This window comes from Massilia violaceinigra (assembly GCF_002752675.1).
Classification (GTDB): Bacteria; Pseudomonadota; Gammaproteobacteria; order Burkholderiales; family Burkholderiaceae_D; genus Telluria_A; species Telluria_A violaceinigra.
In genome coordinates this window covers 2,736,908-2,757,256 of the sequence record NZ_CP024608.1, presented here as the reverse complement: position 1 = coordinate 2,757,256, position 20,349 = coordinate 2,736,908, and the positions used below count along the sequence as shown (strand labels likewise).

Genomic DNA, 20,349 nt, shown 5'->3' with positions numbered 1-20,349 from the left:
TGACTGCGGCTTAAAATCCAACGTGCAAAAACCGCGCATCGGTGACGAGGGCCGCCAGGTCGAGCGGGATCCATTCGTTTGCATCGGTATCGCGTAATCTGTCGCCGACAACTTCCATGTCGCCGGCGTGTCGCAGGCCGTACACCCGGGCCACCAGCAGGCCGCAGTTAAAGCCCAGGTGGGTGGCCAGGGTGACGATCCGGCTGTCCGGGCCGGTCACCGTTTCGGCGCCTCCCTGGAAGCGCGCGAAATCGATCAGACCGACCAGATTGCCCCGGATATTGGCCAGCCCCAAATACCAGGGCTGCGTCAGCGGCACCACCGTCACCGGTGGAATCGGCACGATTTCGCCGGCCTGGGTCAAGTCGAGCAGGAAACGCTCGGCGCCGATCAGCACGCCCAGTTGATTGACGCGCGCGCCGCTGTTGGTACGGGCCGCCTGCATCCGTTCGAGCAGCTGCACCTGGTACTGGCGCAAACGGGTGCGGCGTCCGGCGCCGTCCGACGGCGCGGAGGCGACTGGGGCGAAATCGACGTCGCTCACGGCTTAGGCGCCGCCGAGGGCGGCGATTTTCGCCAGCAGCAGTTCGGCGTCGACCGGCTTGACCATGTAGTCGCGCGCACCCTGGCGCAGACCCCAGACGCGGTCGGTTTCCTGGTTCTTGCTGCTGCAAATGATGATGGGCACGTCACCGAGGTCCGGGTCGCGCGCGATGGTGCGGGTCACCTGGAAGCCATTGGCGCCAGGCATGACCACATCCATCAGGATCAGTTCAGGTTTGTCTTCCTTGATCTTGAGCAGCGCTTCCTCGCCGTTTTCGGCGGTGGTCACGGTGAAGCCGGCTTTGACCAGGATATCGGTCAGGTAGTAACGCTCGGTCGGGGAGTCGTCGACGATCAGGATTTTTTGTATGGCCACGGTAGGCTCCAGAAATATTATTTTGATTCGGCGTCGGCAGTATGTTCGCGCACCGCGCTGAGCAGACTGTCTTTGCTGAAAGGTTTGGTAAGGTAGGCGGAAGAACCGACCATCAGGCCGCGGGCGCGGTCGAACAGGCCATCCTTCGATGAGAGCATCAGCACCGGGGTGGCATGAAAACGCGCGCTTCGCTTGATCAGCGCGCAGGTCTGGTAGCCATCGAGGCGTGGCATCAGGATGTCGCAGAAAATCAGCGACGGATGATGGTCGTTAATCTTGGCCAGGGCATCGAAACCATCTTCGGCCAGCACCACCTGATACCCAGCCTGGGTGAGAAAAATCTCGGCCGAACGACGAATCGTACTGCTGTCGTCGATCACCATGATTTTCAGTACGTTCGGTTGCGGCAATGTCGTCATTTTCAATTTCACTCAACATGAGCCTGAACGATATCATAGGGCAACCCTTTTGTCCCCTTAATGTTGCGGCCAGTCAACATGTGTCGGCAATAAGCCTCATGGCGATTAGATAACAGTCATTTCGAAGTCATCTTTACGGGCGCCGCACTCGGGACAGGTCCAGTTCATCGGCACATCGGCCCAGCGGGTGCCGGGGGCGATGCCCTCTTCCGGGATGCCGGCGGCCTCGTCGTAGACCCAGCCGCAGATCAGGCACATCCAGGTCTGGAAAGCGGCGCCTGCTGCGCCGGTTGTTTCATTGCTGCTCACGTTGACTACCCTTCTATCTAGTAAAATGCCGAATCAGGCATCTTAATCTACCGGCCGTGCAAATCCAAACTTCTCCTCTGATCTTAACCTTCGGCGTGTCCGACCCCATTGGCGCCACCGGCATCCAGGCCGACCTGGCGTGTTTTTCAGCCCTCGGCTGCCACGGCCTGTCGGTCATGACCGGCATTCTCATTTCCGACACCGCGCGCGTCGAAGACGTGCAGGAAGTCGACGCCGACTGGGTCTGCGACCAGGCCCGCGTGGTGCTCGAAGACATGACGGTGGCCGCCTTCAAGGTGGGCGCGCTGACCAGCGTCGAACAAGCCTCGGCGATTGCCGAAATCGTGTCCGACTATCCGGACGTGCCGCTCATTCTCGACCCGTTTTTATCGAGCCTGCCCGATTCGGGCCTGGCCGACGACGACATGCTGGTCGCGATCCGCCAGATCCTGGTGCCGCAGGCGACCGTGCTGCTGCTCACGCAGGTGGAACTGGCGCGCATGGCCGAGACCTGGCGCGATGGCGGCGGCGACATGCTCAAGGAAGACGTGGCCGAACTAACCAATATGGGCTGCGCGTATGTGCTGGTCAAATGCACCGCGACGAGCGGCAACGGCGCCGGCGCGCAGCTGGCCAACACCCTGTTCGACGAGAACGGCGTGGTCGGCACCTTCAACTGGCAGCATCTCCCGGGGCCGTTCGTGGGTGCCGGCAGCACCCTGTCGGGCGCGCTGGCCGCGCTGATGGCGCGCGGGGTCGGCGACGATGCCGTCGACGCCATCCAGGCCGCCCAGGAATTCACCGTCGGCGCGCTGGCGAACGCGCAGCGCTTCGGCATGGGCAAACTGGTGCCCAACAAATTTTTCGCCCACCCTATTCCCTCATCGAGCAAGCCATGACCACAGAATCCCTGAATAACACGCTGTTCGCGCGCGCCCAGAAAACCACGCCGGGCGGCGTCAATTCGCCGGTGCGCGCCTTCAAATCGGTGGGCGGCACGCCGCGCTTCATCACCCGCGCCGAAGGCCCCTACTTCTGGGATGCCGACGGCAAGCGCTACATCGACTACATCGGTTCCTGGGGGCCGGCCATCGTCGGCCACGCCCATCCGGACGTGGTGAAGGCGGTGCAGGACGCGGCCGCGCGCGGCCTGTCGTTCGGCGCCCCGACCGAAGGCGAAATCCTGATGGCCGAGGAAATCTGCCGCCTGGTGCCGTCGATCGAGCAGGTGCGCCTGGTCTCGTCGGGCACCGAAGCGACCATGAGCGCGCTGCGCCTGGCGCGCGGCGCCACCGGACGCGACAAGATCGTCAAGTTCGAGGGCTGCTACCACGGCCACGCCGATTCGCTGCTGGTCAAGGCCGGCAGCGGCTTGCTGACCTTCGGCAACCCGACCTCGGCCGGCGTGCCGGAAGACTTCGTCAAGCACACCCTGGTACTCGACTATAACAATGTGGCCCAGCTGGAAGACGCGTTCGAATCGATGGGCGACACCATCGCCTGCGTGATCGTCGAACCGGTGGCCGGCAATATGAACCTGATCAAGGCCACGCCGGAATTCCTGCGCGCCATGCGCGAGCTGTGCACCAAGCATGGCGCAATCCTGATTTTCGATGAAGTCATGTGCGGCTTCCGCGTCGGCCTGGGCGGGGCGCAGGAACTGTACGACATCGTGCCGGACCTGACCGCGCTGGGCAAGGTCATCGGCGGCGGCATGCCGGTGGCGGCCTTCGGCGGTCGCGCCGAGCTGATGCAGAACATGGCGCCGATCGGGGCCGTGTACCAAGCCGGCACCCTGTCGGGCAATCCGGTGGCGGTGGCGGCGGGCATGACCACGCTCAAGCTGATCCAGGCGCCGGGCTTCTACGAGAAGCTCGGCGCCCAGACCGCCAAGCTGGCGGCCGGGCTGGCGCAAGCGGCGAAAGAGGCGGGCGTGCCTTTCTGCGCCGATTCGGTGGGCGGCATGTTCGGGATTTACTTCAGCGCTGAGGTGCCGGGCAGCTATGCGGAGATGATGGCGGGCGACAAGACCCGCTTCAATGCGTTTTTCCACGCGATGCTGGACGAAGGCGTGTACTTCGCGCCGGCCGCGTTCGAGGCGGGGTTTGTGTCGGCGCAGCATGATGATGCGGTGATCGAAGAGACCATCGCGGCGGCGCGCCGGGTGTTTGCCAAGCTGGCGTAAAGATGAGCCGGTCAAACTGAGGCCCTAGCCGGGCTGCTGTTTTTTCGCCCGGTGCGGCCAGCCCGTGAGCGGCGGCGCGGTCAGGATGAATGCGCTGTGCGCCGACGCTTGCGAGGCGATAAAACGCGCCGCGTCTTTATTGTTGCGGCTTGCCTGGTCTTCATCGAGCGGTGGATCCTGCCCATCCCAGATACAGTCCAGCCGCGATTCGAATCCGGGGGCATGCCAGATGCCGCCTTCCACCCGTGCGATCACCAAGCCTTGACGGGCAGCCTGGGCGCACACCAACAGCGCGGCATCCGGCGACAGGCGCATATTGACGCTCCCATTCATTTGAAAGAAAGCGTCCGGCGACTCATAGAGAAAGCTTTTATTGATGTTCATATGAAGGTCCTCCTCACTCCCAGATAATACGACTATCCGACTTCCAGTAAGGGTCATTTTTATCGCTGATGTGGACGACTTCTCCGGTGCGGTCGTTGACGACGATATGGCCGCCGTCTCTGGAGCCATAGACTGTCGCGGTATCGCGCCGTCCCCCTCCATCGCCAGTCTTTCGAGGCGTTCGATTATCGCTCGACCTCCCAACCGGCTTGGTGTCGATCAGATCAAGCACCTCTTGCTCGGTCCAGCCGCGCGCCTCAAGCTGCTCTAATATCTTGTCATCGATGATCATGGCGCCGCGCTCCCGCCAGATTGGATCTTAGTATCGGTGAGCATGACCCGTATGGCGGGATCGGTACGCGGCAAACCGGCGGCACAGGGCAAGGTGCTACCAGCAGGCAACGGAGGCATCGTCGTCGTTTCGGCTTGATTGCTATCAAGCCTAGTCTAGCGTTACCTGCCTATGGGGTAGAGCCAATCGAGCCAAGGTTGAGATCGATCAACGCGCGAGGTGGATGCGAAAACAGCGATGTTTTACTTCAACCAGCCCCTGCGCAAGAACACCCACACCGGGGAAATCATCGACACCAGCATCAGGGTCAACGCCAGCGGGTAGCCGTACTGCCACTCCAGCTCCGGGAACGCCTTGAAGTTCATGCCGTAAATACTGGCGATCAAGGTCGGCGGCAAGAACGCCACCGAGGCCACCGAGAAGATCTTGATGATCTTGTTCTGGTTAATGTTGATGAAACCGACCGTGGCGTCCATCAGGAAGTTGATCTTGTCGAACAGGAAGGATGTGTGGCCATCGAGAGATTCGATATCGCGCAAAATCTGCCGCGCTTCCTCGAACTGCTCGGCATTGAGCAGCCGTCCGCGCATCAGGAAACTCACCGCGCGCCTCGTATCCATCATATTGCGCCGGATACGCCCGTTCAAATCCTCTTCGCGCGCGATGGCATTAAGCGCGTCGGCCGCGTCTTTATCGGTGAATTCCTTCTGCAGCACCAGCCCGCTGACTTCTTCCAGGTGCTGGTAAATCCCTTCCAGCGCATCGGCGGAATACTCGGCGTCGGTGGCGTACAGATCGAGCAGCACATCCATATAGTCGGCGATCGATCCCGGCCGCGAGCGGGCGCGCATGCGCACCAGGCGGAACACCGGCAAATCGTCGGTGTGCACCGAAAACAGCATTTTGCGCGCGAGAATAAAAGCGACCGTGACCACGCGCGACGGGCCGTCGTCTTCTTCGAGCAGGAAATCGGTGCGCAAATGCAGGTCGCCGTTTTCCGCTTCGTAATAGCGGGCCGACGCTTCGATATCCTTGACTTCGTCTTCGCCAGGCAAAATCACGCCGTAGATTGTCTTGACCCACGCGCGCTCGTCGTCGTTCGGATCGGTCAGGTCGACCCAGACCGGCGCCACGTTTTCCAGATCCGCGCGGGACTCGATCGGTACCTGATTGAGTCGGCCATTTTGTAGGACAAATACGTTGATCATGCGCTTTCTCGGCCGGATTCAAAACAGCGCAAGTGTACCCGTTAGGCCTGAGCCCGGCCACCCCGAAACACTTAAATCGGGTCAGCGCAGCTGTTTTTCGATGATTTTGTCGAGGACGGGGTTCGAGCCCGGCGCGGCCTTCTCCACCGGCGGCTTTTTCGGCGCTTCAAAGCCCTTGGTGTCGTGGATCTCGATGACTTTGCTGGTGCGGTTCTCCGGCGTGCAATCGGTGTTGGAAATGACGGTCTTGCCGTTGATGACGCACTTGCGCATCACGCCGTCGCCCTTGCCGGTCACACCCTTGACGGCGTCCCTGGCCGAGTCGATCACCTTCCCGGCCGGACTGGTACCGACCATCTTGCCGGCCTTGGCCGCCCCTTCGGCGAACAGGTTGCGCTCGGAACCGATGGAAAACAAGGCGGCCATGCCGATCGCGGCCAGCACGGCCGAGCCGATGGCGCCCCATAACAGGGAGATGGCACCGCGCTGGTAGGTGCCGCGCTGGTAACGCAGAGGATGGAACATGGTCTTCTCCTGAGGAGGGATTAAGGCAATTCCGCCGAACTCATGCGGTTAACGATCAGCGTGGTGCGGCGCGCCAGGTAGCTCGAGCTGCGGTGCCTGTCGTAATAGCGCGGATTGGGCAGCATCACGGCCAGTTTGGCTGCCTGCGCCACGCCCAGCTTGGCCGCGCTGGTGCGGTAATAATAGCGCGAGGCCGCCTCGGCGCCGAAAATGCCGCGTCCGAATTCAGCCACGTTCAGGTAAATTTCCAGGATGCGCTGCTTGCTCATGACCGTTTCGAGCATGAAGGCGATGATCATTTCCTGGCCCTTGCGCAGGTAGCTGCGCGAGCCGGACAGGAACAGATTCTTGGCCAGCTGCTGGGTGATGGTGGAACCGCCGCCGACCACCTTGTGCCTGCGGTTGTTGCGCTCGTACGCTTTCTGCAACGCTTCCCAGTCGACTCCGTCGTGCTCGGAAAAATTGGCGTCTTCCGAGGCGATCACGGCCCGTTTCAGGTTTTCGGAAATGCGTTCGTAGGGCACCCATTGCTGCTGCAGCACGGCCTTGGGGTTTTTCGCGCGCATCAGCGCCAGCTGCTCGTTCATCATGCTGGTGGACGAGGGATTGAACCAGACCCACCAGCAAATCATGAGGAAGAAATACAGCTGGACCAGCGCGATGATCAGCAAGGGGCCGAGAAACAGCCACTTGATCCAGCGCCGGCCTCCCGCTTTGCCGCCCTTGCCGCCCTTGCCGCCCTTGCTCATCTCATACGCCCTGGCGCAACCGTTCCAGGATGGCCGCGGTCTCGGGACGGGCGCCGCGCCACAGCAGGAATGCTTCGGCGGCCTGCTCGACCAGCATGCCCAGGCCATCGCGTTCGAGCGCGCCATGCTCGCCGGCGAACACCATGAAGCGGCTCGGCACCTTGCCGTACATCATGTCCAGCGCCAGGGTGCCGGCCCTGAAGGCGCTGCCCGGCACCGGCGGCAAGTCGTCGGCCAGGCTGGCCGAGGTGGCGTTGATGACCACATCGTACGGCCCGGCAATGTTCTCGAAGGCACAGGCGGCCAGGCGCTGGTCCTGCGCCAGCTGGGCGGTGAAACGGTCGACCAGGGCGTCGGCCGTGGCCACGGTGCGGTTGGCGATGGTCAGTTCGGCCGGCAAGGCCGCCAGCAGCGGCACGATGGCGCCGCGCGCCGCGCCGCCCGCGCCGAGCAGCAGCACGCGCTTGCCTTCCAGGTCGACTCCGGCATTGCGGGTGATGTCGCCCACCAGCCCGGCGCCATCGGTGTTGTCGCCGATGATGCCGCCGCTGCTATTAAATATGAGTGTATTGACGGCGCCGGCCGCGCGCGCGCGTTCGGTCAGGCGGTCGGCCAGGTCGGCGGCCTGGAGCTTGAAGGGCACGGTGACGTTGGCGCCGCCATAACCGGCGGCCACCAGCGCGCGCACGGTCGCGTCGAATGCGTCGAGCGGCGCCAGGCAGCGCTCGTAGAGCATGTCTTGCCCGGTCTGCAGGGCAAAGGCGGCATGGATGTCGGGCGACTTGCTATGGGCAATCGGGTTCCCGATGACGCAGTAGCGCTCGCTCATCGCGGGTCGCCACGCAACTCGGCTTCCAGCTTGTCTTCGCGCGTGAACTTGAAGCGCGTGATGATGACCCACAGGTCATCCTTGTCGGAAGAGAGCATGTTTTTCGGAAAAGCCCCGAACGGCGCGGCCCGGCGCACGATGGCCAGCGCAGCCTTGTCGAGCGCCGGATTGCCGGAACTCTTTTCGATGCGCACCCCGCCATCCTTCTGGTAAATGGTGCCATCCTGGAAGATCGGAATGTACACCGTCAGCTCGCCGTACAGCTTCTTGCCGTCGCGCTGGGGAAAATTCAGGGTGCCGATATCCTCGACCCGCTTTTGCATGGTCTTGTAATAGATCGCATACCCCACCGCTTGCGTGCTCGGCGTGATGTAGGTCTTGCGCGGGCGCTTGTTCTGGTCTTCGATGCGCTGGGCAATCTCGGCCGTCTTGCGCGCCAGCGGCCGCGTGCTTTCGATCAGGTCGGCGCCATCGCGGTCCGGATCGGGCTTTTCCTTCTCGGTGACCGGCGAGGCTTTCAGGGACGAGTCGCGCGTCTTGGTCAGCAGGTTCTGCTGCATCTGCTCAAGCTCGGTGATGCGGCGCAAGGTCGATTTGACGCTCTCGCCGGTCTCGTTCTTGTGCATGTCGGGCAGGGGCGAGGCGGCGCGTCCACTGTCGGCATTGCCGCCGCCATCCAGATTGGCCTGGGCCAGGGCATCGGCTTTCAGCGGTTTGTTGGCATGCTTGGCGTTGACCAGGATGACTTCGAGGCCGGGATCGGCCGGAGTCAGGGTGAACGCCTCGGGCGCGACGAAACGGACCGCCAGCAGGGCCGCGTGCACCGTGACCGAAACGGCGACGGCGATGGACAGGGAGCTTAAATTTTGAAAGTGCTTCACACGATACCGGGAAGAATCTGTTGAATCAGGGAACGGCCATTCTACATTCTAATGGCCGCCGTGGCGATGCTGACAAGGGACTAGCCGGCCGCCGGTTCGCTGGTGATGACGGTGACCGCGCCTTCGGCTTCCACCGCTTCCATGGCGGCCGCTTCCGCGGTGGCCGCTTCGCCGCTATCGGGCGCGGCAGTGTCCGGCGCCGCCGCCTCTTCTTCCTCGTAGTCGAGGTCGGCATCGGCGGCGATCTCGCTGCTGGCGGGCAGTTCCAGCAGGCGCGCTTCGATCGTCAGCTCCAGCTCGTCCCAGCGGAGGATGTCGAGTTTGACCTGGGCCCCGCGCGCCACTTGCGGCATGCCGGGCAGGCGGATGATCAGCGGAATGTCGGTCAGACGCAACACTTCATCCTTGAGCACGACCGCTTCCACCTGGCGCTGGTCTTGCTGGCCGAGCCAGCGCAGGCACCAGTAGCGCTCCATGTTCTGCTGGTGATCGTTGTAGGCGGCGTAGGCGGCGTCGAACGCCGAGACAATGGCGAACAGGTTGGCGTCGCGCGGCTTGAACGGGGCCACCAGCGGCGCCGTCACGCCGTGCTCGGCGCAAGCGAGGATCTGCCACTGGTTGACCAGGTCGGTGTAGCGGCGCAGCGGCGAGGTGCTCCATGCGTACTGGTCCACACCCAGGCCCTGGTGCGGGGCGGCGTGGGTGACCATGCGCACCTGCATCTTGGCGGCCCAGCCGGCGCCGCTGCCCGCGCCTTGCGAGCGGTAAATACCCGGCACGCCCGAGTCGTGCATCAGCTTACCCCAGGTGCTGTTGGCGAAGATCATCAGCTCGGCCACGATCTTGTCGAGCGGGGCGCCGCGCTTGCGCCGCAGTACCGTCACCACGTCGTCCTCGACGTAGAAATTGAAGTCGACCCGGTTGTTCTGCTCGGGTTTCAGGCCGAAGCCTTCGCGCTTGACCATGCGCGCCGCTTCCAGGGTGAGCGCCCACTGCCACAGCGTACCCAGCTCGGCCTTGTGCGGATACTCGCCGGTGCCGGCGGCCAGCGCTTCTTCGCTGACCACATCGTCCAGGTCGTTGTTGCGCAGATTGCTCTTGATCGGCACCAGTTCGGCGCGGGTGACGGTCGACTTCACGCTCCAGTCGGCCGGGTCGATGGTGGCGTACAGCGACACCGCCGGGCAAGTCTTGCCTTCGGCCAGGGTGAACGCGGCCACCAGTTCATCCGGCAGCATGGTGATTTTGTCGCCCGGCATATAGACGGTCGACATGCGCGCGCGCGCCATTTTATCGATGGCGTCGTCGGGGCGAATGCCCAGGCCCGGCGCGGCGATGTGGATGCCGACCCGCACCATGCCGTCCGCCAGGGTGACGACCGAGAAGGCATCGTCGATTTCGGTGGTGGTGACGTCATCGATCGAGAAGGCGGCCACGTCGGCCAGCGGCAAACTGGTCGGCGCGGCTGGCACCGTCACGGCGGGGAACCCCGATCCGCGCGGGAAATTCTCGAACAGGAAGCGCGCCATGTGCAATTCCTTGGGCGAACCGATGCCGCCCGCCGCCAGCATCAGGCGCTGCGGCGTGGTGTGCAGTTCGTTGCAGGCGGCGTCGAGCGCCTTGAATTCGATGCTGTTCTTGTCCGGCTTGAACAGCAGTTGCTGCACCAGCGGACGCATGGCTTCCGGCAAGCGGTTGGCCTTGAGCTCGTCCACATAGCCGGCCTGGATCAAGCCCTGCTGTTTCTTTTTCTCGATGCCGGCCTGGGCCGCGCGCAGGGATGCTTCCGGGGCAGCCTTGTAGCGTCCGCGTCCCTTTTTATAGAAGTAGATCGGCGCGCCGTGCAGCGCCAGGATCAGGCCGGCCGCTTCGGACGGCAGCGGGGCGTGGCCGAAATACTCGGCGCCCAGCTCGGCGAAACCGAACTCTTCCTGGCCGGCGACTTCCCACAGGAACTCGAAATCGACGTCGGCGGCGACCGCCTTGGCCGCTTCCAGCAGCTCGGCCGCGGATGGCTTTTCGTACTGCAGCAGCACATCCTTGACCTTGACCTTGGTGCGCTTACCGCTTGGCATTTCGACCTGGTACGCCTCGCCCGCTTGCGACAACACGGTGCCGACCTTGAAATCGCCGGATTCTTCAAAAAATAGATTCATGTGAATGCTTTGTCTTTACTTGGTATTGTTAGTTGGCGCCGGGGTCACATCGCGCCGGGCCAGTGCCGCAACCGGGGGCAAGAACACCTCGGTCACGAGCAACACGCCCCGGTGGCGGCGATACAGGCAGCGCCGTGCATATAAAACAGTGTCGCCCGCCAGTTCCAGGTCCAGGGCCGCGCGGGCGCGCTCCATCAGCGGGTGACCGGCGCGGATGCGCGCAAATTCCAGTTCGCCGCGCGCGACTTGCGGGTCGTAAAACAGGGTGCTGCCGAGCGAGCGTTCGCCCAGGCCGCCGAACAGCGGCCAGTCGCTGGCGGTGGCCGACAGCGGCACCACCGTGTGCGCGAACACCACCGGCGTGTCGTCGCAGCGCAACAACACTTCGCGTTCCAGCACCTGCACCGCGCGCGGCAGATGCAGCGCGCCGGCTTCATCCGCCAGGCACGGGGCGCGCCGCTGGTGCAGACGCTGCACGCGAAATGCCTCGCCATGCGCCATCAGGCGCGCCGTGAGCGAGCCGCCGCTGGTGAGCCAGTCGCGCAGCGGCGCCGGCGCGTTGACACGGTTCACATGCGGATGCCACAACGCCTGGCGCAGCGAGGCGCCGCTCACCGCACCGGGCCGGCGGCGCCGTCCAGGCAAAAGGCCAGGACGTCGTCCACGTAGTTCCCGAATTCGGCGATGGCGTGGTCGCTGCCATCGATCACATGCTGGCGCGCGCCGGCGTAATGGGCCGTCATGTCGCGGTAATCGAGCACTTCGTCGCCGGTGGCTGCGATCAGGAAATAACGCTCCGGGCGGGTGATGGCCGGCACCGCGAGCTCGCCCAGTTCGTCGATATATTCGCGCTTGAATTCAAAAACTTTGTCGGAATGATACTCGGTCGTGACGCCGACGTGCTTGTCGAGGTCTTTCAGGGGGTAGACCGCCGGATTGAGCAGCACTGCGCGGCAGCCGAGGCGCTCGGCCAGCCAGGTGGCGTAGTAACCGCCCAGCGAGGATCCGATGATGGACAGCTCGCTGGCATCGTAACGTTCGACCAGGGTCAGCGCGAGCGCCATGGCTTCCTCCGGCGAGGCCGGCAGCTGCGGGCAGATCAGCTCGGAAGCGCGTCCCAGTGCCGCCATCTTCTCGCCCACCACGCGCGCCTTGAACGAGCGCGGCGAAGAGCGGAAACCGTGCAGGTAAAGAATCATCGGGCCAGCGCCTCAAGCAGTTTCTGGTGCACGCCGCCGAAGCCGCCGTTGCTCATGACCAGGATATGGTCGCCCGGCTGGGCCGCGTCGACCACGGCTTTCACCAGGAAATCGATCTGGTCGAAGCTGTGGGCGATCGCGCCCAGCGGACACAGGGCGTCGGCCAGGCTCCAGCCGAGCGCCTGCTGGCTGCCGAAGCCGAACACCAGGTCCGCTTCGCGCAGGCTGCCCGGCAAGGCATCTTTCATCGAGCCGAGCTTCATGGTGTTCGAGCGCGGTTCCAGCACGGCCAGGATGCGGCCCTGCGCCTTGTCGCCGCTGCCGATCTTCTGGCGCAAGCCGTTGACGGTGGTGGCAATCGCGGTCGGATGATGGGCGAAATCGTCGTATACGGTAATGTCGCGCACCACGCCGCGCACTTCCATGCGCCGCTTGACGCTCTCGAAGCGGGCCAGCGACTCGGCCGCCTGTGCCACCGGCACGCCCACGTGGCGCGCCGCGGCGATCGCCGCCAGCGCGTTCAGGCGGTTGTGCTTGCCGGTCAGGCCCCAGGCGACGGTAGCCACCACCTCGCCCTTGAAGACGACGTCGAAGTTGCCGCCGGCGTGTTCCGTCATGGTCCAGTCACCGCCGTCGCTGGCACCGAACATTTCCTTCTCGCTCCAGCAGCCACGCTTGAGCACGCGGCCGAGCGAAGCTTCGTCGCCGTTCACGATCAGGCGCCCCACGCCGGGGACGGTGCGCACCAAATGATGGAATTGGGTTTCGATGGCCCCGATATCGGGGAAGATGTCGGCATGATCGTATTCGAGGTTGTTCATCACGGCCGTTTTGGCGTGGTAATGCACGAACTTGCTGCGCTTGTCGAAAAAGGCCGTGTCGTATTCGTCCGCTTCGATCACGAAGAAGATCGATGGCTCGGCACCCGACAGGCGCGCCGAAATGCCGAAGTTCATCGGCACGCCGCCGATCAGGAAGCCCGGCGCATAGCCTGCATCTTCCAGGATCCAGGCCAGCATGGCCGAGGTGGTGGTCTTGCCGTGCGTGCCGGCCACGGCCAGCACCCATTTATCGTGCAGGATGTGTTCGCCGATCCACTGGGGACCGGACATGTACGGCAGGCTGCGGTTCAGGATTTCCTCGACCAGCGGATTGCCGCGCGCCACCACATTGCCGATCACATACAGATCGGGATTGAGCTGGGTCTGCTCCGGGCTGAAGCCCTGGATCAGTTCGATGCCCTGGGCTTCGAGCTGGGTGCTCATCGGCGGGTAGACATTGGCGTCGCAGCCGGTAACCTTGTGGCCGGCCTCTTTCGCCAGGACCGCGAGGCCCCCCATGAAGGTGCCGCAAATGCCGAGGATGTGAATATGCATGATGTCGGGGTGTGGCCAAATGAATGAATACGCGATTTTACCCGACCCGATGGCATTTACCGTTCCAGAGTATTATCTCGCTCATGATGCCTACCCCGATTGACGATCTCTCCCTGCTGCGCGCGGAAATCGCCGCCGTCGCCGCGCGCATGATTGCCCAGGACGGCGCCGACTACGCCAGCGCCAAGCGCAAGGCCGCGCTGCAGGTGCTCGGCGAGCGCGCCGACGCCGCTAACCTGCTCCCTGACAACGCGCAGATCGAAGACGCCGTGCGCGATTACCAAGCCCTGTTCCTGGCCGACACGCAGCCGGCGCGCCTGCTCGCGCTGCGCCAGGCCGCCCTGCAAGTGATGGATGCGCTGGCCGAATTTTCGCCCTACCTGACCGGCGCGGTACTGAACGGCACCGCCGGCGAGCACGACGACATCGAGCTGCAACTGTTCGCCGACAGCGCCAAGGAAGTGCAGATTTATCTGCTGAACCGCAACGTCACCATTGATATTTCCGAAACGCCCCACTTCAAGGGCGCGCGTTACGACCCGGTCGAGACGGTGAGCTTTTTGTGGCATGGCGAAGGCGTGCACGCCGAACTGTATGAAAAGCACGACTTGCGCGGCGCCCTCAAGCCACGCGCCGACGGCCGCCCGCAGCGCGCCGACGCCGCCACCGTGCGCAGCATGATGACACCCCCGATTTCACCCCAGGACCCGACATGAACAAGCAGACCCTTTTCACTTTTGCCGGCATTGCCGTGCTGGCCGGCGCGCTGGGCGCGTATGTCGGCGTGCGCCATAAGCAGGAACCAGCGGTGGCGTCGACCACGCCGGCCACCGGCCCCGCTGCCGGCGCTGCCGGCACGCCGGTCGAGTCGCTGTTTGCCGAAACGATGAACGACCCGGCCGGCAAGGCCCAGTCTCTGGCGCAGTGGAAGGGCAAGCCGCTGGTGGTCAATTTCTGGGCGCCGTGGTGCCCGCCGTGCGTGGAAGAGATGCCGGAACTGGCCGACGTGGCGCGCGAGCACAGCGCGAAAAACATCAATGTGATCGGCATCGGCATCGATTCGCCCACCAACATCGCCGAATTTGCCACCAAATTCAAGATCACCTATCCCATCTACGTGGCCGGCATCAGCGGAACCGATCTGTCGCGCAAGTTCGGCAACAGCGCCGGCGGCCTGCCGTACACCGTGCTGATCGGGGCTGACGGCCTGGTCAAGAAAACTTATCTGGGGCGTATCAAGTTCGACGAGCTCAAGGCCGACCTGGCCGCGCTCAAGTCTTGAGAGGCAAAACCCGCTGTGTAACCGTGCTTTACGGTACGGAATGCACCAATAAGTAATTTCAAGCAATTTTTTTCGCTTGCCAATGCCCGCAGTTGGCGGCAAAATGCGGGACTTTCGTGTAATAACGTACCTTCAACCATGGCAAAAAAGCTCCTTCTGCTCAACGGCCCCAACCTGAATCTGCTGGGGACACGGGAGCCTGAGGTGTACGGCAAGGCAACATTAGCCGACATCGAGAACGCTGCGACAGCCCAGGCTGCCGCGGCGGGTGCCACGCTATCTTGCTTTCAGAGCAATCATGAAGGGGCACTGATCGATGCCATCCATGCCGCCCGACTGGACGGCGTGGACGCCATTGTCATCAATCCGGGCGGGCTGACGCACACCAGCGTGGCCTTGCGCGATGCCTTGGCCGGCGTTGCCATCCCGTTCGTGGAAGTCCACATCTCGAATATCCATCAGCGCGAAGCGTTTCGCCATCATTCTTTCCTGTCCGCCATTGCGCAGGGCACCATTTGCGGGCTCGGCATTGATGGATATCGCTTTGCCATCGACTTTGCGCTTAAAAAGCGTTAATCTACTGGCATCTTCAAGCATTATGCGCGGTTATGCTTATATCATGAGCACGCCGCATACTCTTAAAACACAATAAATTCCAAGGGGTTTCACATGGATTTACGAAAACTCAAGACCTTGATCGATCTCGTCGCTGAATCGGACATCGCTGAACTCGAAGTAACCGAAGGCGAGAGCAAGGTCCGCATCGTCAAGTCATCCGCAATCCCGCAGAATCAAATGGTCATGATGCAGCCGCAAGGCATGCAGCAGCACTACGCCGGCGCCCACGCCCCGGCACCGGCTCCGGTCGCCGCCCCCGTGGCCGTGCCGGCCGAGCCGACCGGCCACATCGTCAAGTCGCCGATGGTCGGTACCTTCTACCGTTCGTCGGCTCCGGGCTCCCCGGCCTATGTCGAAGTCGGCTCCTCGATCAAGGAAGGCGAGACCCTGTGCATCATCGAAGCGATGAAGCTGCTCAATGAAATCGACTCGGACGTGTCCGGTGTCGTGACCAAGATCCTGGTCGAAAACGGTCAGCCTGTCGAGTTCGGCCAACCGCTGTTTGTGATTGGCTGACCGACCACTATGTTCGAAAAAATTCTCATTGCCAATCGTGGAGAGATCGCGCTACGTATCCAGCGCGCCTGCCGCGAGATGGGCATCAAGACCGTGGTGGTCCATTCCGAAGCCGACAAAGACGCCAAGTACGTGAAGTTGGCCGATGAATCGGTGTGTATCGGACCGGCGCCATCGTCCCTGAGCTACCTGAACATGCCGGCGATCATCAGCGCGGCCGAAGTCACGGATGCCGAAGCGATTCACCCCGGCTACGGCTTTCTGTCCGAAAACGCCGACTTCGCCGAACGCGTGGAAAAATCCGGCTTCGTCTTCATTGGTCCGCGTTCCGACTCGATCCGCCTGATGGGCGACAAGGTCTCGGCCAAGCAAGCCATGATCCGCGCCGGCGTGCCGTGCGTGCCAGGTTCGGACGGCGCCTTGCCGGACGACCCGAAAGAAATCATCCAGACCGCGCGCCGCGTGGGCTATCCGGTGATCATCAAGGCAGCCGGCGGTGGCGGCGGACGCGGCATGCGCGTGGTCCACACCGAAGCGGCCTTGCTCAACGCCGTGGCGATGACCAAGACCGAAGCCGGTACCGCCTTCGGCAATCCGGAAGTGTATATGGAGAAGTATCTGGAAAATCCGCGCCACGTGGAAATCCAGATCCTCGCCGACGAACACAAAAACGCCGTCTGGCTGGGCGAGCGCGACTGCTCCATGCAGCGCCGCCACCAGAAAGTGATCGAAGAAGCGCCGGCGCCGGGCATTCCGCGCAAGCTCATCGAGAAAATCGGCGACCGCTGCGCCGAAGCGTGCCGCAAGATCGGCTACCGCGGCGCGGGCACCTTCGAGTTCCTGTACGAGAACAACGAGTTCTACTTCATCGAGATGAACACGCGCGTGCAGGTCGAGCACCCGGTCACCGAAATGATTACCGGCATCGACATCGTGCAAGAACAGATCCGCATCGCCTGCGGCGAAAAACTGCGTTTCCGCCAGCGCGACATCATGCTGTCGGGCCACGCCGTCGAGTGCCGCATCAATGCCGAAGATCCATTCAAGTTCACCCCGTCGCCGGGACGCATCGTCTCCTGGCACGCGCCGGGCGGCCCTGGCATCCGCGTCGATTCGCATGCCTACGCCGGTTATTATGTGCCGCCGCATTACGATTCGATGATCGGCAAGGTCATCGCCTACGGCGCCACGCGCGAGCAAGCCATCCGCCGCATGCAAATCGCGCTGTCGGAAATGGTGGTTGAGGGTATCCTGACGAATATTCCGCTGCATCGCGAACTGATGATCGATGCGCGCTTTATCGAAGGCGGCACCAACATTCATTATCTCGAGCAGAAACTGGCCGACAAGCCGGACCTGCCGAAAGGCCCGACCAGCCCTAACAAATCGGAAACGAAGGCAGACGCATGAGCTGGACAGAAGTTGTCATTGAAATTGCACGTGAACACGCAGAAGCGCTGTCCGATGCGCTGATGGAAGCCGGGGCCCTGTCGGTGTCGGTGGAAGACGCCGACGAAGGCACCGACCAGGAAAAGCCGCTGTTCGGCGAACCTGGCATGGAACCGACCGAAGCGGCGTGGGAACACAGCCGCGTGGTGGCCCTGACCGACGTCGACGCGGACCAGGCCGCCATCGTGGCCGAAGCGGCTGCGGCGATTGGCATCGAAACCACGCCGGCGTACACCACGCGCGCCGTGGCCGACGAAGACTGGGTACGTTTGACCCAGTCGCAGTTCGCGCCTATTCATATTGGCAAGAACATCTGGGTCGTTCCGAGCTGGCACGAAGCGCCGGATCCGGACGCCCTGATTCTCGAACTCGACCCGGGCCTGGCGTTCGGTACCGGCAGCCACCCGACCACGCGTTTGTGCATGGAATGGCTGGAGGCGCATCCCGCCCCCGGCAAGACCGTGCTCGACTACGGTTGCGGCTCCGGCATCCTGGCCATGGTGGCCAAGAAAATGGGCGCGGGCGACGTAGCCGGTGTCGATATCGATCCGCAAGCGATCGAATCGGCGCGCGACAACGCCAACCGCAACCAGTGCGAGATCGACTATTACCTGCCAGACAGCTTCGCCACCTCGGCCAAGCCGCATCACGCCACCGGCAAGTTCAACACGGTCGTGGCCAACATCCTGTCGAGCCCATTGAAACTGATGGCGCCGATGCTGGCCGGCCGGGTCGCCCCGGGTGGTTCGCTGGTGTTGTCGGGCGTGCTCGCGCGCCAGGCTGAAGAAGTGGCCGAAGCGTATGCGCCGTTCATCACGCTCGGCGTGTGGGCGGAGCAAGATGGCTGGGTAGCACTGCACGGCCAGCTTGGCAGCAACGTTCCACCTACCCCTCGCGGTCAATAAAGGCATGGCGCTCGCCACTCGATGCCCCCATTGCAGCACGACTTTCCGGGTCGCTTCCGACCAGCTGAAGTTACGTGGGGGCATAGTGCGCTGCGGCGCCTGCAATGAAATTTTTGATGGCAACGCGGCACTGGTCGAACTCGACGCGCTGCCGCCAGCGATGCCCTCCCCTGTTGCCGAACCGCCTGCCGCCCCGGCGGTGAGTGCGTTGGTGGATCCCGGCAATACCGTGTCCACGCTGCAAATGGATACGTCCTTCGTTCCGGTGTGGCTCAGGCCGCAACCGGTGGCGGAGCCTGTTCCTGAACCTGAGCTGGTGCAGGTGCCGGAACCGGAGCCTGTCGTGGAACCGGAGCCGGAACCCATACCCGAGCCGGAACCGGAACCGGAACCGGAACCAGCGCCGCCACCGCGCCCGAAACCCTTCATCCCGCTCTCGATCGCGACCTTTGTCGAGCCCGAGGACATGTATGACGAGCCTTACGCGGCGCCTTACGTCGAGCCGGAACCGCAGCCCGCAGCCTGGCGCGGCAAGGCCAAGACGCCGTGGCCGACGATCGATATCGGCGCGCCCGATGCATCGCAGCCGGCGTCAAGCCCCGCGCCATTTCCGGTTGACATGCCGATCGATGAAGAAATCGTTGCGATTGCGCCACCCGAAGACCTGTCCGAGCCGGAATTTGGCGAGCTGAGCTTCGACGAGTCGGTGCTCGATCTGACCTATCCGTCTGCCCCGGTACGCGATCCGAACGCACGCATCGAGCCGGTATTGTTCGAGCCGGAGCGCAAGGAGCCGACGTTTGTCGAGCCCTTGTTCGCGGAGCCGCACTTTGCCGAGCCGACGTTCGCGGAGCCGCGCCTTGCCGAACCAGTTTTCGCGGAAGCTGCCCCGGCCGAAGCGCCGCCAGCGCCCATCGTGGCCGAGCCGCATACAGCGGAGCCGGTGTTTATCGCGCCTGCACCGGTTGAACCGGCGCCGGTCGCGTCCGCGTTTGTCGAGCCAGTGCGCATCGAGCCGGCCCAGTTCGAACTGCCACCGATCGAACCCGCGTTCGACGAGCCAGTTCATGCCGAACCCGAAGTCGCCGAGCCAGCCCAGTTCCTGCCGCCGCTGGTCGAGCCTGCGTTCGACGAGCCGGTTCATGCCGAACCCGAAGTCGCCGAGCCGGCCCAGTTCCTGCCGCCACTGGTCGAGCCTGCGTTCGACGAGCCGATCCACGCTGAACCAGCCGCGCCTGAGCCAGCCCAATTCCAGCCACCGCACGTTGAGCCGGCCTTCGACGAACCGGTCCACGTCGAACCACGCGTTGCCAAGCCAGCCAGGTTCGAGCCGCAGGTGGTCGAGCACGCGTATGACGAGCCGGGGCACACCGTGCTGGTGCTTTCCTACGCCGAAGAAACCACCCCACACGACGACCAGGCGCACAGCGATGCATTGCTGAACCCAAACACCGAACCGCTCGTGCGCGACCTGGAGCATGCCCCGCTGCCGCTGCTGCGCCAGTCATCGGGCGATAATCCGGCGCAAAAGCCGGCAAAGAAGGCGGCGAAGAAACCGGCCAAGACGCCGGTCGCGCCCCCGCCACCGCCTCCCGCGCCGGTTGCCGCCGAGCCGGAGCACGACGAGCCCGATTTCCTGCGCCGCAGCCGCGAACTGGAAGAAAAACAAGGCTCGCGCCGCATCGCGATGCTGCTCGGGTCGGTCTTGCTGGCCATCCTGCTGGTGGGCCAGGGCGTCACCACCTTCCGCAACATCCTGGTGGCCAAGTTCCCTGTCATCAAGCCCGTGCTAGCCTCGGCCTGCGCCACGCTTGGCTGCAAACTCGAACTGCCGGCCCAGATCGACAGCCTGAGCATCGAAACGGGCGAGCTGCAATCGCTCGGCGCCAACGCCTTCACGCTGTCGACCCTGCTGCGCAACCAGAGCGACCTGACCCAGGCCTGGCCGAACATCGAACTGGCGCTGACCGATGGCAACGACAAGACCCTGCTGCGGCGCGTGGTAGTGCCGTCCGAATACCTGCCCAAGGGCACGATCCCGGCCAAAGGCTTCGCGGCGCGTTCCGAACAAGCCGTCAAACTGACTTTTGAAGTAAAACAGATCAAGGCGTCCGGCTACCGCATCGCCATCTTCTATCCATAAGGCAC

24 protein-coding genes are annotated in these 20,349 nt (G+C 63.4%); 9 read left to right on the top strand and 15 right to left on the bottom strand.

Translation table 11 applies throughout. The features are described 5' to 3' along the window. Positions 1-10: 10 nt before the first annotated feature. From CR152_RS12585 to CR152_RS12570, 4 genes are all read right to left on the bottom strand, one after another. The gene (locus CR152_RS12585; protein ID WP_229413365.1) at positions 11-544 is read right to left on the bottom strand and encodes a chemotaxis protein CheW; all 534 of its coding nucleotides are present in this window, start codon (positions 542-544) and stop codon (positions 11-13) included. 3 nt (positions 545-547) lie between these two features. After that, positions 548-919 carry a response regulator transcription factor gene (locus CR152_RS12580; protein WP_054268474.1) on the bottom strand — a complete coding sequence of 124 codons (372 nt, stop codon included), beginning with the start codon at positions 917-919 and terminating at the stop codon, positions 548-550. Between the two features lie 17 nt (positions 920-936). Beyond that, entirely contained in the window at positions 937-1,338 is a 402-nt protein-coding gene (locus tag CR152_RS12575; RefSeq protein ID WP_099875210.1) for a response regulator, read from the bottom strand. Positions 1,339-1,443: 105 nt separating this feature from the next. Beyond that, positions 1,444-1,647: a rubredoxin gene (locus CR152_RS12570; protein WP_370663816.1), complete on the bottom strand. Its 204-nt coding sequence runs from the start codon at positions 1,645-1,647 to the stop codon at positions 1,444-1,446. A gap of 56 nt (positions 1,648-1,703) precedes the next feature. On the opposite strand from CR152_RS12570, the gene thiD reads away from it, so the two are divergent. Further along, complete coding sequence (gene thiD, locus CR152_RS12565; RefSeq protein WP_099875209.1) at positions 1,704-2,546, top strand: bifunctional hydroxymethylpyrimidine kinase/phosphomethylpyrimidine kinase; 843 nt, start codon at positions 1,704-1,706, stop codon at positions 2,544-2,546. Further along, positions 2,543-3,832 (top strand): glutamate-1-semialdehyde 2,1-aminomutase, encoded by a 1,290-nt coding sequence (hemL, locus tag CR152_RS12560; RefSeq protein WP_099875208.1) that lies wholly within the window; start codon positions 2,543-2,545, stop codon positions 3,830-3,832. Before thiD ends, hemL begins: the two co-directional genes overlap by 4 nt. A 24-nt stretch (positions 3,833-3,856) precedes the next feature. Here hemL and CR152_RS12555 read toward each other — a convergent pair whose 3' ends face one another. The 11 genes from CR152_RS12555 to mpl all read right to left on the bottom strand — a co-directional run bounded on the left by CR152_RS12555 (position 3,857) and on the right by mpl (position 13,431). Continuing rightward, positions 3,857-4,216: a colicin immunity protein gene (locus CR152_RS12555; RefSeq protein ID WP_099875207.1), complete on the bottom strand. Its 360-nt coding sequence runs from the start codon at positions 4,214-4,216 to the stop codon at positions 3,857-3,859. A 13-nt stretch (positions 4,217-4,229) separates the two neighbouring features. Further along, complete coding sequence (locus CR152_RS12550) at positions 4,230-4,508, bottom strand: colicin E5-related ribonuclease (protein ID WP_099875206.1); 279 nt, start codon at positions 4,506-4,508, stop codon at positions 4,230-4,232. 242 nt (positions 4,509-4,750) lie between these two features. Next, entirely contained in the window at positions 4,751-5,716 is a 966-nt protein-coding gene (gene corA, locus CR152_RS12545) for a magnesium/cobalt transporter CorA (RefSeq protein ID WP_099875205.1), read from the bottom strand. A gap of 81 nt (positions 5,717-5,797) precedes the next feature. Then, positions 5,798-6,241: a hypothetical protein gene (locus CR152_RS12540; protein WP_099875204.1), complete on the bottom strand. Its 444-nt coding sequence runs from the start codon at positions 6,239-6,241 to the stop codon at positions 5,798-5,800. Positions 6,242-6,261: 20 nt separating this feature from the next. Further along, the gene (mtgA, locus tag CR152_RS12535; RefSeq protein WP_099875203.1) at positions 6,262-6,990 is read right to left on the bottom strand and encodes a monofunctional biosynthetic peptidoglycan transglycosylase; all 729 of its coding nucleotides are present in this window, start codon (positions 6,988-6,990) and stop codon (positions 6,262-6,264) included. Position 6,991: 1 nt separating this feature from the next. Beyond that, the gene (aroE, locus tag CR152_RS12530) at positions 6,992-7,819 is read right to left on the bottom strand and encodes a shikimate dehydrogenase (RefSeq protein ID WP_099875202.1); all 828 of its coding nucleotides are present in this window, start codon (positions 7,817-7,819) and stop codon (positions 6,992-6,994) included. Continuing rightward, positions 7,816-8,700, bottom strand: a complete 885-nt coding sequence (locus CR152_RS12525; RefSeq protein WP_099875201.1) for an energy transducer TonB — start codon at positions 8,698-8,700, stop codon at positions 7,816-7,818. The genes aroE and CR152_RS12525 overlap by 4 nt, the downstream gene beginning before the upstream one ends. Positions 8,701-8,780: 80 nt before the next feature. After that, positions 8,781-10,856, bottom strand: coding sequence for a ribonuclease catalytic domain-containing protein (locus tag CR152_RS12520; protein WP_099875200.1), 2,076 nt, complete (start codon positions 10,854-10,856; stop codon positions 8,781-8,783). A gap of 15 nt (positions 10,857-10,871) precedes the next feature. After that, positions 10,872-11,471, bottom strand: coding sequence for a chorismate--pyruvate lyase family protein (locus CR152_RS12515; protein ID WP_099875199.1), 600 nt, complete (start codon positions 11,469-11,471; stop codon positions 10,872-10,874). Further along, complete coding sequence (locus CR152_RS12510; protein WP_099875198.1) at positions 11,468-12,055, bottom strand: YqiA/YcfP family alpha/beta fold hydrolase; 588 nt, start codon at positions 12,053-12,055, stop codon at positions 11,468-11,470. Before CR152_RS12510 ends, CR152_RS12515 begins: the two co-directional genes overlap by 4 nt. Next, the gene (gene mpl / locus CR152_RS12505) at positions 12,052-13,431 is read right to left on the bottom strand and encodes a UDP-N-acetylmuramate:L-alanyl-gamma-D-glutamyl-meso-diaminopimelate ligase (RefSeq protein ID WP_099875197.1); all 1,380 of its coding nucleotides are present in this window, start codon (positions 13,429-13,431) and stop codon (positions 12,052-12,054) included. Before mpl ends, CR152_RS12510 begins: the two co-directional genes overlap by 4 nt. A gap of 83 nt (positions 13,432-13,514) precedes the next feature. Between mpl and CR152_RS12500 the strand changes: the two genes are divergently transcribed. The 7 genes from CR152_RS12500 to CR152_RS35155 all read left to right on the top strand — a co-directional run bounded on the left by CR152_RS12500 (position 13,515) and on the right by CR152_RS35155 (position 20,344). Beyond that, positions 13,515-14,147, top strand: a complete 633-nt coding sequence (locus CR152_RS12500) for a hypothetical protein (RefSeq protein ID WP_099875196.1) — start codon at positions 13,515-13,517, stop codon at positions 14,145-14,147. Then, positions 14,144-14,713, top strand: coding sequence for a TlpA family protein disulfide reductase (locus tag CR152_RS12495; protein WP_099875195.1), 570 nt, complete (start codon positions 14,144-14,146; stop codon positions 14,711-14,713). The genes CR152_RS12500 and CR152_RS12495 overlap by 4 nt, the downstream gene beginning before the upstream one ends. A 138-nt stretch (positions 14,714-14,851) precedes the next feature. After that, positions 14,852-15,289 carry a type II 3-dehydroquinate dehydratase gene (aroQ, locus tag CR152_RS12490; RefSeq protein ID WP_099875194.1) on the top strand — a complete coding sequence of 146 codons (438 nt, stop codon included), beginning with the start codon at positions 14,852-14,854 and terminating at the stop codon, positions 15,287-15,289. Positions 15,290-15,382: 93 nt separating this feature from the next. Continuing rightward, on the top strand, positions 15,383-15,847 hold the full coding sequence (gene accB, locus CR152_RS12485) for an acetyl-CoA carboxylase biotin carboxyl carrier protein (protein WP_099875193.1): 465 nt from the start codon (positions 15,383-15,385) through the stop codon (positions 15,845-15,847). A 9-nt stretch (positions 15,848-15,856) separates the two neighbouring features. Next, on the top strand, positions 15,857-17,257 hold the full coding sequence (accC, locus tag CR152_RS12480) for an acetyl-CoA carboxylase biotin carboxylase subunit (RefSeq protein WP_099875192.1): 1,401 nt from the start codon (positions 15,857-15,859) through the stop codon (positions 17,255-17,257). Further along, positions 17,254-18,201 (top strand): 50S ribosomal protein L11 methyltransferase, encoded by a 948-nt coding sequence (gene prmA, locus CR152_RS12475; protein ID WP_099875191.1) that lies wholly within the window; start codon positions 17,254-17,256, stop codon positions 18,199-18,201. The genes accC and prmA overlap by 4 nt, the downstream gene beginning before the upstream one ends. Positions 18,202-18,205: 4 nt before the next feature. Further along, positions 18,206-20,344 carry a zinc-ribbon and DUF3426 domain-containing protein gene (locus tag CR152_RS35155; protein WP_208640117.1) on the top strand — a complete coding sequence of 713 codons (2,139 nt, stop codon included), beginning with the start codon at positions 18,206-18,208 and terminating at the stop codon, positions 20,342-20,344. Positions 20,345-20,349 lie beyond the last annotated feature (5 nt).

Bases quoted from the DNA above. Each gene is read 5' to 3' on its own strand.
- CR152_RS12550 (WP_099875206.1), bottom strand. From the start codon at position 4,508: ATGATCATCGATGACAAGATATTAGAGCAGCTTGAGGCGCGCGGCTGG.
- prmA (WP_099875191.1), top strand. From the start codon at position 17,254: ATGAGCTGGACAGAAGTTGTCATTGAAATTGCACGTGAACACGCAGAA.
- corA (WP_099875205.1), bottom strand. From the start codon at position 5,716: ATGATCAACGTATTTGTCCTACAAAATGGCCGACTCAATCAGGTACCG.
- hemL (WP_099875208.1), top strand. From the start codon at position 2,543: ATGACCACAGAATCCCTGAATAACACGCTGTTCGCGCGCGCCCAGAAA.
- CR152_RS12575 (WP_099875210.1), bottom strand. From the start codon at position 1,338: ATGACGACATTGCCGCAACCGAACGTACTGAAAATCATGGTGATCGAC.
- CR152_RS12555 (WP_099875207.1), bottom strand. From the start codon at position 4,216: ATGAACATCAATAAAAGCTTTCTCTATGAGTCGCCGGACGCTTTCTTT.
- aroQ (WP_099875194.1), top strand. From the start codon at position 14,852: ATGGCAAAAAAGCTCCTTCTGCTCAACGGCCCCAACCTGAATCTGCTG.
- CR152_RS12495 (WP_099875195.1), top strand. From the start codon at position 14,144: ATGAACAAGCAGACCCTTTTCACTTTTGCCGGCATTGCCGTGCTGGCC.
- CR152_RS35155 (WP_208640117.1), top strand. From the start codon at position 18,206: ATGGCGCTCGCCACTCGATGCCCCCATTGCAGCACGACTTTCCGGGTC.
- accB (WP_099875193.1), top strand. From the start codon at position 15,383: ATGGATTTACGAAAACTCAAGACCTTGATCGATCTCGTCGCTGAATCG.
- CR152_RS12510 (WP_099875198.1), bottom strand. From the start codon at position 12,055: ATGATTCTTTACCTGCACGGTTTCCGCTCTTCGCCGCGCTCGTTCAAG.
- CR152_RS12500 (WP_099875196.1), top strand. From the start codon at position 13,515: ATGATGCCTACCCCGATTGACGATCTCTCCCTGCTGCGCGCGGAAATC.
- aroE (WP_099875202.1), bottom strand. From the start codon at position 7,819: ATGAGCGAGCGCTACTGCGTCATCGGGAACCCGATTGCCCATAGCAAG.
- mtgA (WP_099875203.1), bottom strand. From the start codon at position 6,990: ATGAGCAAGGGCGGCAAGGGCGGCAAGGGCGGCAAAGCGGGAGGCCGG.
- CR152_RS12540 (WP_099875204.1), bottom strand. From the start codon at position 6,241: ATGTTCCATCCTCTGCGTTACCAGCGCGGCACCTACCAGCGCGGTGCC.
- accC (WP_099875192.1), top strand. From the start codon at position 15,857: ATGTTCGAAAAAATTCTCATTGCCAATCGTGGAGAGATCGCGCTACGT.
- CR152_RS12520 (WP_099875200.1), bottom strand. From the start codon at position 10,856: ATGAATCTATTTTTTGAAGAATCCGGCGATTTCAAGGTCGGCACCGTG.
- mpl (WP_099875197.1), bottom strand. From the start codon at position 13,431: ATGCATATTCACATCCTCGGCATTTGCGGCACCTTCATGGGGGGCCTC.